Origin of the sequence: Pseudomonas sp. UBA5666, from assembly GCF_002420785.1 — a bacterium.
Taxonomy (GTDB): domain Bacteria; phylum Pseudomonadota; class Gammaproteobacteria; order Pseudomonadales; family Pseudomonadaceae; genus Aquipseudomonas; species Aquipseudomonas fulva.
Genome location: NZ_DIIQ01000041.1, coordinates 37,082 through 49,393, shown reverse-complemented (window position 1 = coordinate 49,393; position 12,312 = coordinate 37,082). Strand labels below are relative to the sequence as shown.

Below are 12,312 nucleotides of genomic sequence, written 5' to 3'. Positions count from 1 at the left end.
CGTCAGTATGGTGCGCCAGAAAGCCCTCAGCCGAGGTTTTCCATGATCTCGTCGGAAATCTGCGCATTGGAGTAGACGTTCTGTACGTCGTCCAGGTCTTCGAGCATGTCGATCAGCTTGAGTACCTTCTCGGCGCCCTCCTGATCGAGTTCGGCGCTGGTGGTCGGCTGCATCACGATTTCGGCGTCGGCCGCCTTGAAGCCGGCCTCTTCCAAGGCATTGCGCACGGCGTAGAAGCTGTTGAACGAGGTGAACACGTCAAACGAGCCATCCTCGTGGGCCACCACGTCGTCGGCGTCGGCCTCCATCGCCGCCTCCATCAAGGCATCCTCCTCCACGCCCGGAGCAAAACTGATCTGCCCCTTGCGCTCGAACAGGTAGGCGACCGAACCGTCGGTGCCCAGGTTGCCCCCGCACTTGGTGAAGGCATGGCGCACTGCCGCAGCTGTGCGGTTGCGGTTATCGGTCATGGCCTCGACCATGATCGCCACACCGCCCGGCCCGTAACCTTCATAGCTGAGCTCTTCGACGTTGTCGCTTTCGTTCGTGCCGGCGCCACGGGCCACCGCGCGATCGATGATATCGCGGCTCATGTTGGCACCCAGTGCCTTGTCCAGCGCCAGGCGCAGGCGCGGGTTGGAGGCAGGGTCCGGGCCGCCTTGCTTGGCGGCGACCGTCAGCTCGCGGATCCACTTGGTGAATACCTTGCCCCTCTTGGCATCCTGGCGCTCTTTGCGGTGCTTGATGTTCGCCCACTTGGAATGACCCGCCATAACGACTCCCGATCCTTGTAACAGAAACAGGTTCCGCCCCGAAGGGCGGAACGTGGAAAGACTGCGCCGAAGCGCGTGGGCGCAACCGCCGACTGCGCCCGGGCCGATTACTCGACCTTGGTCTGCTCGCGCAGACGGATGTGCAGCTCGCGCAATGCCTTGGCGTCGACCATGCCCGGTGCCTGGGTCATGACACACGCAGCGCTCTGGGTTTTCGGGAAGGCAATCACTTCACGAATCGACTGGGCGCCGGTCATCAGCATGACCAGGCGATCCAGGCCGAAGGCCAGGCCACCGTGAGGCGGTGCACCGAACTTCAGGGCATCGAGCAGGAAGCCGAACTTCTCTTCCTGTTCCGCCGCTTCGATACCCAGCAGGCGGAACACGGCCTGCTGCATTTCCTTGCGGTGGATACGGATCGAACCGCCACCGAGTTCGGTGCCATTGAGCACCATGTCATAGGCACGGGACAGGGCCGTGGCCGGGTTGGCCTCCAGTTCCTCGGGCGTGCACTTGGGCGCGGTGAACGGGTGGTGCAGCGCGGTGAAGCTGCCGTCTTCGTTTTCTTCGAACATGGGGAAGTCAACGACCCACATCGGTGCCCACTCGCAGGTGAACAGTTCGAAGTCGTGACCCAGGCGAATACGCAGGGCGCCCAGCGCTTCGCTGACCACCTTGAACTTGTCGGCACCGAAGAACACGATGTCGCCGTCAACGGCGCCCACGCGGTCGAGGATGGTGTTGAGGTTGGCCTCGGGGATGTTCTTGACGATCGGCGACTGCAGGCCTTCAACGCCCTTGGCACGCTCGTTGACCTTGATGTAGGCAAGGCCGCGGGCACCGTAGATGCCAACGAACTTGGTGTACTCGTCGATCTTGCTGCGCGGCATGCTGGCGCCGCCTGGCAGTCGCAGCGCGGTGACGCGGCATTTAGGATCGTTGGCAGGGCCGGCGAACACCTTGAAATCCACGTCCTTGAGCTGGTCGGCGACGTCGACCAGTTCCAGCGGGATGCGCAGGTCTGGCTTGTCGGAGCCATAGCGACGCATGGCTTCCTCGAAGGTCATGTGCGGGAATTCGCCGAACTCCAGGTCCAGCACTTCCTTGAACAGCTTGCGGATCATGCTCTCGGTCAGGCCCATGATCTCGGACTCGTCCAGGAAGCTGGTCTCGATGTCGATCTGGGTGAATTCTGGCTGGCGATCGGCACGCAGGTCTTCGTCACGGAAGCACTTGGCAATCTGGTAGTAGCGGTCGAAACCGGCGACCATCAGCAACTGCTTGAACAGCTGTGGCGATTGCGGCAGGGCGAAGAAGCTGCCGGCGTGGGTGCGGCTTGGCACCAGGTAATCGCGCGCGCCTTCAGGCGTGGCGCGGGTCAGAATCGGCGTTTCCACATCGAGGAAGCCGTTTTCGTCGAGAAAGCGTCGAATGCTGCTGGTGATGCGCGAGCGCAGGCGCAGCTTGTCGGCCATCTCAGGACGACGCAGGTCGATGAAACGGTAGCGCAGACGCGTTTCCTCACCAACGTCGGAGTATTCGTTGAGCGGGAACGGCGGGGTTTCGGCTTCGTTCAGCACGTTGAGCTGATAGCCGAGGATTTCGATGGCACCGGAGGCCATGTTGCTGTTCACAGCACCTTCCGGGCGACGGCGGACCTTGCCGGTGATCTGCACGACGTACTCGCTGCGCACACGGTCGGCTGCGGCGAAGGTGTCGGCGCGATCCGGATCGAAAACGACCTGGGCCATGCCCTCGCGGTCACGGATGTCGAGGAAGATCACCCCGCCGTGGTCCCGGCGACGATGGACCCAGCCGCAAAGGGTGACTTCCTGGCCGTCCAGGCTCTCGTTCAGTTGGCCGCAATAATGGCTGCGCATCATGATGGTGGTTTCGCTTCTCGTGATTCGTGTATTCGATGGAGGCCTTGGCCGCCCGGAGGGCTAATACTGCAAGACCCGGTCATAGCATTCAACTCAGTCGGCCTTGTCGCCGCCTGCCAGATTCTTTTTCGCACCGGTCTTGAAGTCGGTTTCGTACCAGCCGTTGCCGCTCAGGCGAAAGCCGGGCACCGATAGCAGTTTCTTCATCGCCGGCGCCTGGCAGGCCGGGCAGTCGGTGAGCGGCGCGGCGCTGATTTTCTGCAGCACTTCCATGCGATGCTCGCAGGATGCACATTGATAGTCGTAAAGGGGCATGGATGTCTCTCGTCAACCATAACGCTGGCTGCCTGGGCAGCAAAAGGCGGGATTATATATGGTTAACCAGCGCTGCGCAGCCCGCCGGGCGATCAGTGCGACGTCGGCGGCTGCTGCAACCAGGCCACGCAGATCACCCGTATGAGGCCGCTGAAGTTGCGCACGCCCCCTTGGCGCAGGTGCACCTCACGGTCTACATAGGACAACACCGCACTGACCGAGCATTGGTTGGCAGCGGCAATGCGCTCGAGGATACCCCAATACACGGCCTCGAGGCGCAGGCAGGTGGAAAAACCGTTGAGCCGCACCGAGCGAGACACAGGCTGGGTCTGCAGCATGTCGAAATCTGCCGTGAATGGGTCGACGCATTGCTTGCCGGGCCAGCGCCCCTGACCTGCCGTCCGTTTCCCAGACTGAGCCATCTGCACACCTCCTGATGATTGAACCAAGGGGTGTATCAAGCGCCGAACGGGCCATTGCAGAGCAGCGGCAAACCCTTCCCGCACAGAAAGCGGCAGGCCCGCCCAGTCACCCTGGAAAGGCCTGCCGGCATGGCCCGGTTATTTCTCGTCGAGCAGTACGCGCAGCATCCATGCGGTCTTTTCGTGCACCTGCATGCGCTGGGTGAGCAGGTCGGCGGTTGGCTCATCGCTGACCTTGTCCACTGCCGGGAAGATGCTGCGGGCGGTGCGCACCACCGCTTCCTGCCCTTGCACCAGTTGCCGGATCATCTCGTCGGCTGGAGGGACGCCCTCCTCTTCCTTGATGGAAGAGTGCTTGGCGTAGAACGCGTAGGACCCAGGCGCCGGGAAACCCAGGGCGCGGATGCGCTCGGCAATGGCGTCCACCGCCAGGGCCAGCTCGTTGTACTGCTCCTCGAACATCAGGTGCAGGGTACGGAACGAGGGTCCGGTGACGTTCCAATGGAAATTGTGGGTTTTCAGATACAGCACGTAGGTATCTGAAAGCAGGCGGGAAAGCCCATCGACGATGGACTTGCGATCTTCTTCACTGATGCCTATATCGATTGCCATGATGCTCCCCTTCGGAAAACGTGAAACCCAAGCGGGTGCCGACCACTTTAGCAACACTCTGAGCGCCGTGCCTCTGCCAGGTGGCCGCAGGCAGGGCGCCGGGTGGCAGTTTGAGTACCCTGCAGGTTTACGGTTAAATAGGCAGCGTGCCATTCGTGCGGACTGTAATTGCCGAATGCATAGGCAGAAGGCCACGTGTTCGCGCCAACACTTCATGCGCACCGGGCCGTCAGCTCTTCCCGTGATCAGCTTCAATCAATGTGAGCCAATCCCATGTTCAAGATCGTCCACCTGGTGACAGGCGCGGCAGCCTTGCTGCTAGCGTTCATTCCCAGTCTTAAAACCGAGGCAACGCCTTTCCTGCAACAACCCGACGCGGTCTATCTGGCCCTGTTCGGCTTGCTCAACCTGATCCTGGCCCCTGTCGTACCGCTGTACTACCGAGGTGCCAGGCAGCAACTGCAATATCTCGCCTGTGCCCTGCTGGTGGTGGCTGTGGTACTTCAAACCCTTACCGTGCTCGCTCGACCAGAGCTTGGCAACCTGGCGGCGCTGGTGTGCGCCGCACTGGCTGTGGCCCTGCACCTGGGCGCAGGCTTTGCCCAGGGCGCGCGCAAGGTACGCAGCAGCCAACAGCCACTGACCGAGGCCGGCAACCGAGATACGGGCACGGTCAAGTGGTTCAACACGTCCAAGGGGTTCGGGTTCATTTCCCGGGACTCAGGCGATGACATCTTCGTGCACTTTCGCGCCATCCGCGGCGAAGGCCATCGCATCCTGGTAGAAGGTCAACGCGTCGAGTTCTCGGTGATGCACCGCGACAAAGGCCTGCAGGCCGAGGACGTGGTCGCCGTCACGCGCCGCTGACAGGCGAGCAGGCTTAAACACGTTCAAACCAGGCCTGTCGCTCAGCCCAAGGCTGCGACAGGCCTGACGACCCGATGATCAATAGTGAGGCGGCGGCGCCTCTTCACCCTCGCTGCCATGCTGACCCGCCATCTCCTCGTAACGCTTGATCAGCTCGGCCATCTGCAACTGCAGCCGCTCGATCACGCGCCCTTGCTCGACCACCACATCGTTGAGCGCCTGCAGGGTGTCGTCCTGGAATGCCTGGCGCGTTTCCAGCTCGACCATTCTTGGCTCAAGCGACATGGGCGGCCTCCTGGAAACCTTCAAGGTGCAGATTTCGCACGCGGGCGCGTACCGCCTGTACTTGTGCGTCGGTATAGGCCACGGCCGGGCATTTGCCCCAGACCGGTGCAGGCCAGGCCACATCATCGTGCTGGCGAACGATCACATGCATGTGCATCTGGCTGACCACATTGCCCAGCGTCGCCACGTTCATCTTGTCGGCCCCGTAGCTGCGCTTGAGTGCCTCGGCAAGCTGTGTGGTTTCCTGCCAGAGCAGGTGCTGGTCAGCCAGGCTGAGGTCAAACAATTCGCTGACCTCGGCACGCCTGGGCACCAGGATGAACCAGGGGTAGTTGGCATCTCGGCTCAGCAGCAACTGGCACAGGGCGAAATCGCCCAGCACCCAAGTGTCCTGCTGCAAGCGTGGATCAAGAACGAACACGGCGTACCTCCTTCAGGCAAAGCGACCCGCACGGTGGCGGTAGAGACGGCGGCAAGGATACCTTGCGCGATTGCGGTAACACAGCGCTACTTTTCGCACCAATAAGGTGCTTCGCCACGCTGACTGGCGCCTTGACCCACCACAATTGACACCGCCTTAACATGTTGCGGTAACACATTGACTTTGATAGCAAGCTAGCCAACTGAATGGACGCGATGAGCGGGCTGGACGCCCAGTCCGACCAACCCCCGTATTTACGGCGGTTAAAACGGTTTCCTGAAAATTTCGTGAAAAATTCATCAATGCAAGCCCAGGTTGAGCACGCTTGTTGCATTGCCTTCACGCCAAGTCGGCATGCTCTCTGCAACACCTGCACACCGGGCGTTACCACCCTCGGATGCGACGCTGAAGTGCCCGACAGCGACACGGCCAAAAAGTTCCATTCAGAGTGCTTTGCGCCATATCGCCAACGACCTTCAGCGTGCTATACATTTTCGCCGACATAACAAGAAAGAGCTGCACCCTATAACTAGAACACCTGGATGCAGCGGTACTCTTCCTAAAAAAACCAAAGGAGCAAGTCACGATGCGCGTGATGAAGTGGAGCATGATCGCCCTGGCCGTTTCGGCGGGGTCCTCGCAGATGGCACTGGCCTCTTCGCAGGATGAGTCCAAAGGTTTCATTGAAGACAGCAAGCTGAGCGTCAAAACTCGCATGCTGTATTTCAGCCGTGATTTCCGCAACAACGAAGGCGGCCAGAGCCGCCGTGAAGAAACCGGCCTCGGCTTCGTGGGCACTTACGAGTCGGGCTACACCCAGGGCACCGTCGGCGTGGGTATCGACGCCATCGGCATGCTCGGGCTGAAACTGGACAGCGGCAAGGGCCGTGCTGGCACCGGCCTGTTCCCGAACGGCTCGGACGGCCGTGCGCAGGATGACTACTCCAAGGGTGGCGGCGCGGTCAAATTCCGTATCTCCGACACCGTGCTGAAAGTCGGCGACCAGTTCACCGCCCTGCCGGTATTCGCCACCGACGATAGCCGCCTGCTGCCGGAAATCGCCCAGGGCGCATTGCTGACCAGCAACGACATCAAGGGCCTGACCCTGCACGCCGGTCGCTTCACCAGCCTGACCGGTCAGGAGCAGACCAACCGCGACAGCCTGCGCCTGAAGGAAGCCGACGTATTCGGCGGCACCTATGCCTTCACCGACAGCCTGTCCACCAGCCTGTACTACTCCAAGGTCGAAGACTACTGGCGCAAATACTACGCCAACGTCAACTGGGCGCTGCCGCTGTCGGACAAGCAAGGCCTGGTGTTCGACTTCAACTTCTATGACACCAAGAGCGACGGCCAAGGCCTGCAGCGCGCCGAAAAAGACGGCGTGACCAAGCTCGACAACCGTGCGTTCAGCCTGTCCGGTGCGTACAACATCGGCGCTCACACCTTCACCCTGGCCTACCAGAAAGTCACCGGCGACGGCGACTATGGCTACGGCGTCGACGGTGGCGGTACCGTGTTCCTGGCCAACTCCGTGGCCCGTTCCGACTTCAACGCCGAGGGCGAGAAGTCTTGGCAGGCTCGCTACGACCTGAACTTCGCCGAGTATGGCATTCCAGGCCTGAGCTTCATGACCCGCTACGTGCGTGGCAGCGGCGCCGACACCGGCACCACCAGCAACGGCAAGGAATGGGAACGCGACATCGACATCAAGTACGTGATGCAAGAAGGCCCGGCCAAGGACCTGAGCTTCCGCGTTCGTCAAGCCACCTACCGTTCCTCCGATGGCGTCTACTACGGCTCCCCATCCCTGGACGAGCTGCGCCTGATCGTGGAGTACCCGCTGAGCATCCTGTAAGCCTGGCTTGCAACGCTTCGCACCTGAAAAGCCCGGCGACCGCGCCGGGCTTTTTCTTGGCTGACAAGCAGGACGCCCTGGGGCATCCTGTACGCCTTGGCTTCACCCCCGTACAATGCGGGGCTATTTCAACGTCTTAGGCAATCGACACGGCTAACCATGCGCACCAGTCAATATTTGCTCGCCACCCAAAAAGAAACCCCTGCCGACGCAGTGGTCATCAGCCATCAGCTCATGCTGCGTGCCGGCATGATCCGCAAACTGGCTTCCGGCCTGTACACCTGGCTGCCAATGGGCCTGCGGGTAATGCGCAAGGTCGAGAACGTGGTGCGCGAGGAAATGAACGCCGCCGGCGCTCTTGAAGTGCTCATGCCCAGCATCCAGCCTGCCGAACTGTGGCAGGAGTCCGGCCGCTGGGAGCAGTACGGCCCCGAGCTGCTGCGGGTCAAGGACCGGCATCAGCGCGATTTCTGCGTGGGTCCGACCCACGAAGAGGTCATCACCGACCTGGCACGCAACGAGCTGTCGAGCTACAAGCAGCTGCCTTTGAACATGTACCAGATCCAGACCAAATTCCGCGATGAAATCCGTCCGCGCTTCGGCCTGATGCGTGGCCGCGAGTTCATCATGAAGGACGCCTACTCCTTCCATGCCGACCAGGCTTCCCTCCAGGAAACCTACGACCGCATGCACCAGGCGTACACCAATGTGTTCACCCGTCTGGGGCTGGATTTCCGCCCAGTGCAGGCCGACACCGGTTCCATTGGTGGTAGCTATTCCCATGAATTCCACGTCCTTGCCCAGTCCGGTGAAGACGATGTGATCTTCAGCGACAGCTCCGACTACGCCGCCAACATCGAAAAGGCCGAGGCCGTGCCGCGCGAAACCGTGCGCCCTGCCCCTACCGAAGAACTGCGCCTGGTCGACACGCCCGATGCCAAGACCATCGCCCAACTGGTCGAAAACTTCGGTCTGCCAATCGAAAAGACCGTCAAGACCCTGATCGTACGCGGCGCCGAGGAAGGCAAGCTGGTCGCCCTGATCGTGCGCGGCGATCACGAGCTCAACGAAATCAAGGCCGCGAAGCTGGAACAGGTGGCCGACCCCCTGGTCATGGCCACCGATGCCGAACTGCGCGAGGCCATTGGTGCTGGCGCAGGCTCTTTGGGCCCGCTGAACCTGCCGCTCGAATGCGTGATCGACCGTTCGGTCGCCTTGATGAGCGACTTCGGTATCGGTGCCAACATCGACGACAAGCACTATTTCGGCGTGAACTGGGAGCGTGACTTGCCAGTGCCACAGGTGGCCGACCTGCGCAATGTGGTCGAGGGCGACCCAAGCCCGGATGGCCAGGGCACCCTGGTGATCAAGCGTGGCATCGAAGTGGGTCACATCTTCCAGCTGGGCACCAAGTACAGCGAGGCGCTCAAGTGCCAGGTCCTGGGCGAAAACGGCAAGCCGGTCATGCTGTCCATGGGCTGCTATGGCATTGGCGTGTCCCGCGTGGTGGCCGCGGCCATCGAGCAGAACCACGATGAGAAAGGCATTATCTGGAACGACGCCCTGGCGCCCTTCCAGATCGCCCTGGTACCCCTGCGCTATGAAACCGAAGTGGTTCGCGAAGCCACCGACAAGCTGTATGCCGAGCTGACTGCGGCAGGTTACGAAGTGCTGCTCGACGACCGCGACAAGAAGACCAGCCCCGGCATCAAATTTGCCGACATGGAGCTGATCGGCATTCCGCACCGTATCGTCGTCAGCGATCGCAGCCTGGCCGATGGCAACCTGGAATACAAACACCGTACCGAGCAGGATGCCCAGGTGTTGCCACTCGAAGAAGTGCTGACCTTCCTGCAGGCCCGCGTTCGCCGCTGATAATCAATGCACGAGTGATCATGTCCAAGCGAAGTACCTATAAGCTCAAGGGCGCCGCACTGTGCGGCGTCCTGCTCGTCAGCGGCTGCGCCAACCAGATGCCCCAGCGCAGCGACCACGAGGAGCGCGTCGAGCGCAAACTGCTCGAACACACCCTGCAGATCGACGTTGGCGAGCCGAAGGTGATGGAGCTGCCGCAACGACGTGTACGCGTGCATGAGCAGAAGCGTTTCGAGGTCACCGAGTTCGAGGTGACGCGCCATTACGACCGCTACACCCCTTACCAACCCTGGCGGGAAATCTACGAGATTCCGCTGGGCGCCGTGGCGGTGGTGGCGGGCGTGGGTGCCAACGTGGTCAACGTCTTCGCCCTGGGCAACCTGCCCCAGAGCATTACCCACGATTGGCTCAGTTATGGCGTGGACGGCCTTAATCCGTTCATGAACGTGCCCTCCAATGGCCGCGCCCAGCAGAACCTCGCAGGCATCAGCGAAGTGCAGAAAGCCAAGCGCGAAGAGGCCACGAGCATGCCGTGGAGCGAGCGCCTGGTGGAGGTCAAGGCCGGCAAGAACACCTATGAGCTGACCACTGACCGCGCGGGCATTCTGCGCCTGAACCTGCTCGAAAGCCCCTTCTCGGAGCAGAACCTCAACCACGTCGGCACCTTGCACCTGCAAGTGGTCGATGAGGACAATGCCGTGCGCGGTGATGCCAGTTTGTTGATCAGCGCCACGCTGCGCAACAAGCTGCGTGAAGCTCACGAGCTGATTTTCGACGACCTCGAAGATGATGAGGTGAGCCAGTGGGTGCACCGGGTCAAGCGGCTGTCCGAGCTGGGCCTTGAAGAGGAAGCCAGTGAGTTGGAGCAGAGCCTGATCGAGCTGACGCGCAACGATCCTGAGTTGCAACAGGAGTTCTTGCAGTCCTTGACCAAAGCCACTGGCCGACTGGTTGCCGACCCCGGGCATTGATGGCCGCCTGTGGTTGACCTGCGTTGAACCCGTGGTGGGTTCAACGCCGGCAACTGCTTTTAAAAGGCCTTACGCGCTGCCTGGCCCCATAATGGAAGCCTACATGTCGGCGATAAACCTGAAGTACGCCATGACAGCGGCACTTTCGCGTCTCTCAACACCTTCCTTCAACTGCACGCTATGCCGGCGGGAAAAGCTCCAGCTGTTCATGCGCGCTGCGCAAGTCCCGTAATCTCACCCCTACACCGAGCAATCGCACAGGTTTACCACCGCGCGCGAACGCCTGCGTCACCAGCTGCCGGTAACTGTCCAAGTCCCTGCCGGCGCCTGCCTGCTCAAGGGTGGTCTGGGTGAAGTCATGGAACTTGACCTTGACGAAAGGCTTTTCCGGCCGGTAGGTGCTGTCCATTCGCTCGATGCGCTCGTTCAGGCTCTGCAGCAACTCCGGCAACCGTGCCAGGCAACTGGGCAGGTCCGGCAGGTCGGTGTCGTAGGTATTCTCCACGCTGACCGACTGCCGTCGACTGTCGTTTTGAACCACGCGCTCATCGATACCACGCGCCAGCCCCCACAACCGCTCGCCAAAGGTGCCGAACTCACGTACCAGCGCCAGGCGAGACCAGTCGCGCAACTGCGAGCAGGTCTCGATCCCCAGGCGGGTCAGCTTGTCTGCAGTGACCTTGCCCACACCGTGCAAACGGGTGACCGGCAGCGCCGCCACGAACGCTTCTATTTCATCAGGCTTGATCACGAACAGGCCATTGGGCTTGCGCCAGTCGCTGGCGATCTTGGCCAGAAACTTGTTGGGCGCCACCCCGGCCGAGACGGTGATGTGGAGGGTACGGGCCACGCGCCGACGGATGTCTTCGGCGATGCGTGTAGCGCTGCCGGCATACCATTGGCTTTCGCTGACATCCAGGTAGGCCTCGTCCAACGACAGCGGCTCGATCAGGTCGGTGTAGTCACGAAAGATGGCATGTATCTCTCGAGAAGCCTCACGGTAAGCCTCGAAGCGAGGTTTGACGATCAGCAGGTCCGGGCACAACTTGAGGGCGTGACGGGACGACATTGCAGAACGCACCCCGTAGGCACGCGCTTCATAGTTGCACGTGGCGATGACCCCACGCCTTTCGGCCGACCCGCCCACTGCCATGGGACGACCTGCAAGACGAGGGTCGTCGCGCATTTCGATGGCGGCATAAAAGCAGTCGCAGTCGACGTGGATGATCTTGCGCAGGGACATGTATGACCATAAGCACTGTAAATTCATACAGATAATAGCGCATGGTTTCAGGTTCAAACAGCATGGGCATGGTTGGGCAGCGCCGGCATTCACTGCATGAGCGCTACCCAAGCCCGCGCCTTACACACCTAAAGGATTGAACAAAAAGGGCTTTTCACACTATTTGCTTGACACTGCATGATAAATCCGTAGAATTCGATTTCACAGGCGCGGGATGGAGCAGCCTGGTAGCTCGTCGGGCTCATAACCCGAAGGTCGTCGGTTCAAATCCGGCTCCCGCAACCAGATTCGAGAAAAGGCCACTGTTCACGCAGTGGCCTTTTTCTTTGCGCGCGCGAAAAGCAATTCGTAAAAAACCTCGCTAAATCAATGAGTAGCACTTGACACCACCGGCTGAAGCTGTAGAATCCGCCCCACAGACGCGGGATGGAGCAGTCTGGTAGCTCGTCGGGCTCATAACCCGAAGGTCGTCGGTTCAAATCCGGCTCCCGCAACCAAGTTCAAGAAAAGGCCACTGTTAACGCAGTGGCCTTTTTCTTTGCCTGTCAAACGGCAACAGGGTAAGCATGGATGCGCCCTGCTCTGTTCAAGCGTTGGCCTCGCGCTTCATTAAACGCTTGACACCAATGCGCTTCGCTGTAGAATGCGCACCTCTGACGCGGGATGGAGCAGTCTGGTAGCTCGTCGGGCTCATAACCCGAAGGTCGTCGGTTCAAATCCGGCTCCCGCAACCATATTCGTCAGAACAAACCCCGTGCGTAGCGATACGCGCGGGGTTTTTCGTTTC

At 60.8% G+C, this 12,312-nt stretch carries 12 protein-coding genes and 3 tRNA genes; 7 read left to right on the top strand and 8 right to left on the bottom strand.

Annotated elements, in window-relative coordinates:
- Positions 1 to 26 precede the first annotated feature (26 nt).
- The 5 genes from B2Y33_RS17200 to B2Y33_RS17180 form a co-directional block, all read right to left on the bottom strand.
- On the bottom strand, positions 27 to 773 hold the full coding sequence (locus B2Y33_RS17200; protein ID WP_023536325.1) for a YebC/PmpR family DNA-binding transcriptional regulator: 747 nt from the start codon (positions 771 to 773) through the stop codon (positions 27 to 29).
- Positions 774 to 880: 107 nt separating this feature from the next.
- Positions 881 to 2,656 carry an aspartate--tRNA ligase gene (aspS, locus tag B2Y33_RS17195; protein WP_027914214.1) on the bottom strand — a complete coding sequence of 592 codons (1,776 nt, stop codon included), beginning with the start codon at positions 2,654 to 2,656 and terminating at the stop codon, positions 881 to 883.
- 93 nt (positions 2,657 to 2,749) lie between these two features.
- Entirely contained in the window at positions 2,750 to 2,971 is a 222-nt protein-coding gene (locus tag B2Y33_RS17190) for an FmdB family zinc ribbon protein (RefSeq protein ID WP_023536249.1), read from the bottom strand.
- Between the two features lie 92 nt (positions 2,972 to 3,063).
- Entirely contained in the window at positions 3,064 to 3,393 is a 330-nt protein-coding gene (locus tag B2Y33_RS17185; protein ID WP_027914213.1) for a ribbon-helix-helix domain-containing protein, read from the bottom strand.
- A gap of 138 nt (positions 3,394 to 3,531) precedes the next feature.
- The gene (locus B2Y33_RS17180; protein WP_023536324.1) at positions 3,532 to 4,005 is read right to left on the bottom strand and encodes a Dps family protein; all 474 of its coding nucleotides are present in this window, start codon (positions 4,003 to 4,005) and stop codon (positions 3,532 to 3,534) included.
- A 273-nt stretch (positions 4,006 to 4,278) separates the two neighbouring features.
- On the opposite strand from B2Y33_RS17180, the gene B2Y33_RS17175 reads away from it, so the two are divergent.
- A complete protein-coding gene (locus B2Y33_RS17175) occupies positions 4,279 to 4,872 on the top strand; it encodes a cold-shock protein (RefSeq protein ID WP_027914212.1) in 594 nt (197 codons plus the stop codon).
- Positions 4,873 to 4,950: 78 nt separating this feature from the next.
- Here B2Y33_RS17175 and B2Y33_RS17170 read toward each other — a convergent pair whose 3' ends face one another.
- Complete coding sequence (locus tag B2Y33_RS17170; RefSeq protein WP_206405712.1) at positions 4,951 to 5,157, bottom strand: SlyX family protein; 207 nt, start codon at positions 5,155 to 5,157, stop codon at positions 4,951 to 4,953.
- Positions 5,147 to 5,578: an HIT domain-containing protein gene (locus B2Y33_RS17165; RefSeq protein ID WP_140174662.1), complete on the bottom strand. Its 432-nt coding sequence runs from the start codon at positions 5,576 to 5,578 to the stop codon at positions 5,147 to 5,149. The genes B2Y33_RS17170 and B2Y33_RS17165 overlap by 11 nt, the downstream gene beginning before the upstream one ends.
- A gap of 586 nt (positions 5,579 to 6,164) precedes the next feature.
- On the opposite strand from B2Y33_RS17165, the gene B2Y33_RS17160 reads away from it, so the two are divergent.
- The 3 genes from B2Y33_RS17160 to B2Y33_RS17150 all read left to right on the top strand — a co-directional run bounded on the left by B2Y33_RS17160 (position 6,165) and on the right by B2Y33_RS17150 (position 10,282).
- Positions 6,165 to 7,436: an OprD family porin gene (locus tag B2Y33_RS17160; RefSeq protein ID WP_027914209.1), complete on the top strand. Its 1,272-nt coding sequence runs from the start codon at positions 6,165 to 6,167 to the stop codon at positions 7,434 to 7,436.
- A gap of 159 nt (positions 7,437 to 7,595) precedes the next feature.
- Positions 7,596 to 9,311, top strand: a complete 1,716-nt coding sequence (locus tag B2Y33_RS17155; RefSeq protein ID WP_027914208.1) for a proline--tRNA ligase — start codon at positions 7,596 to 7,598, stop codon at positions 9,309 to 9,311.
- A gap of 20 nt (positions 9,312 to 9,331) precedes the next feature.
- Positions 9,332 to 10,282: a hypothetical protein gene (locus B2Y33_RS17150; protein ID WP_288633187.1), complete on the top strand. Its 951-nt coding sequence runs from the start codon at positions 9,332 to 9,334 to the stop codon at positions 10,280 to 10,282.
- 178 nt (positions 10,283 to 10,460) lie between these two features.
- Here B2Y33_RS17150 and dinB read toward each other — a convergent pair whose 3' ends face one another.
- Positions 10,461 to 11,519 carry a DNA polymerase IV gene (dinB, locus tag B2Y33_RS17145; protein WP_371920340.1) on the bottom strand — a complete coding sequence of 353 codons (1,059 nt, stop codon included), beginning with the start codon at positions 11,517 to 11,519 and terminating at the stop codon, positions 10,461 to 10,463.
- A 214-nt stretch (positions 11,520 to 11,733) separates the two neighbouring features.
- Here dinB and B2Y33_RS17140 point away from each other — a divergent pair.
- From B2Y33_RS17140 to B2Y33_RS17130, 3 genes are all read left to right on the top strand, one after another.
- Positions 11,734 to 11,810, top strand: a tRNA-Met gene (locus tag B2Y33_RS17140).
- Between the two features lie 135 nt (positions 11,811 to 11,945).
- A tRNA-Met gene (locus B2Y33_RS17135) sits at positions 11,946 to 12,022 on the top strand.
- Between the two features lie 160 nt (positions 12,023 to 12,182).
- A tRNA-Met gene (locus B2Y33_RS17130) sits at positions 12,183 to 12,259 on the top strand.
- Positions 12,260 to 12,312: the final 53 nt, after the last annotated feature.

Coding starts and splice junctions, on each gene's coding strand:
- B2Y33_RS17160 (WP_027914209.1), top strand. CDS start 6,165: ATGCGCGTGATGAAGTGGAGCATGATCGCCCTGGCCGTTTCGGCGGGG.
- B2Y33_RS17190 (WP_023536249.1), bottom strand. CDS start 2,971: ATGCCCCTTTACGACTATCAATGTGCATCCTGCGAGCATCGCATGGAA.
- B2Y33_RS17175 (WP_027914212.1), top strand. CDS start 4,279: ATGTTCAAGATCGTCCACCTGGTGACAGGCGCGGCAGCCTTGCTGCTA.
- B2Y33_RS17185 (WP_027914213.1), bottom strand. CDS start 3,393: ATGGCTCAGTCTGGGAAACGGACGGCAGGTCAGGGGCGCTGGCCCGGC.
- B2Y33_RS17155 (WP_027914208.1), top strand. CDS start 7,596: ATGCGCACCAGTCAATATTTGCTCGCCACCCAAAAAGAAACCCCTGCC.
- B2Y33_RS17170 (WP_206405712.1), bottom strand. CDS start 5,157: ATGTCGCTTGAGCCAAGAATGGTCGAGCTGGAAACGCGCCAGGCATTC.
- B2Y33_RS17180 (WP_023536324.1), bottom strand. CDS start 4,005: ATGGCAATCGATATAGGCATCAGTGAAGAAGATCGCAAGTCCATCGTC.
- aspS (WP_027914214.1), bottom strand. CDS start 2,656: ATGATGCGCAGCCATTATTGCGGCCAACTGAACGAGAGCCTGGACGGC.
- B2Y33_RS17200 (WP_023536325.1), bottom strand. CDS start 773: ATGGCGGGTCATTCCAAGTGGGCGAACATCAAGCACCGCAAAGAGCGC.
- B2Y33_RS17150 (WP_288633187.1), top strand. CDS start 9,332: ATGTCCAAGCGAAGTACCTATAAGCTCAAGGGCGCCGCACTGTGCGGC.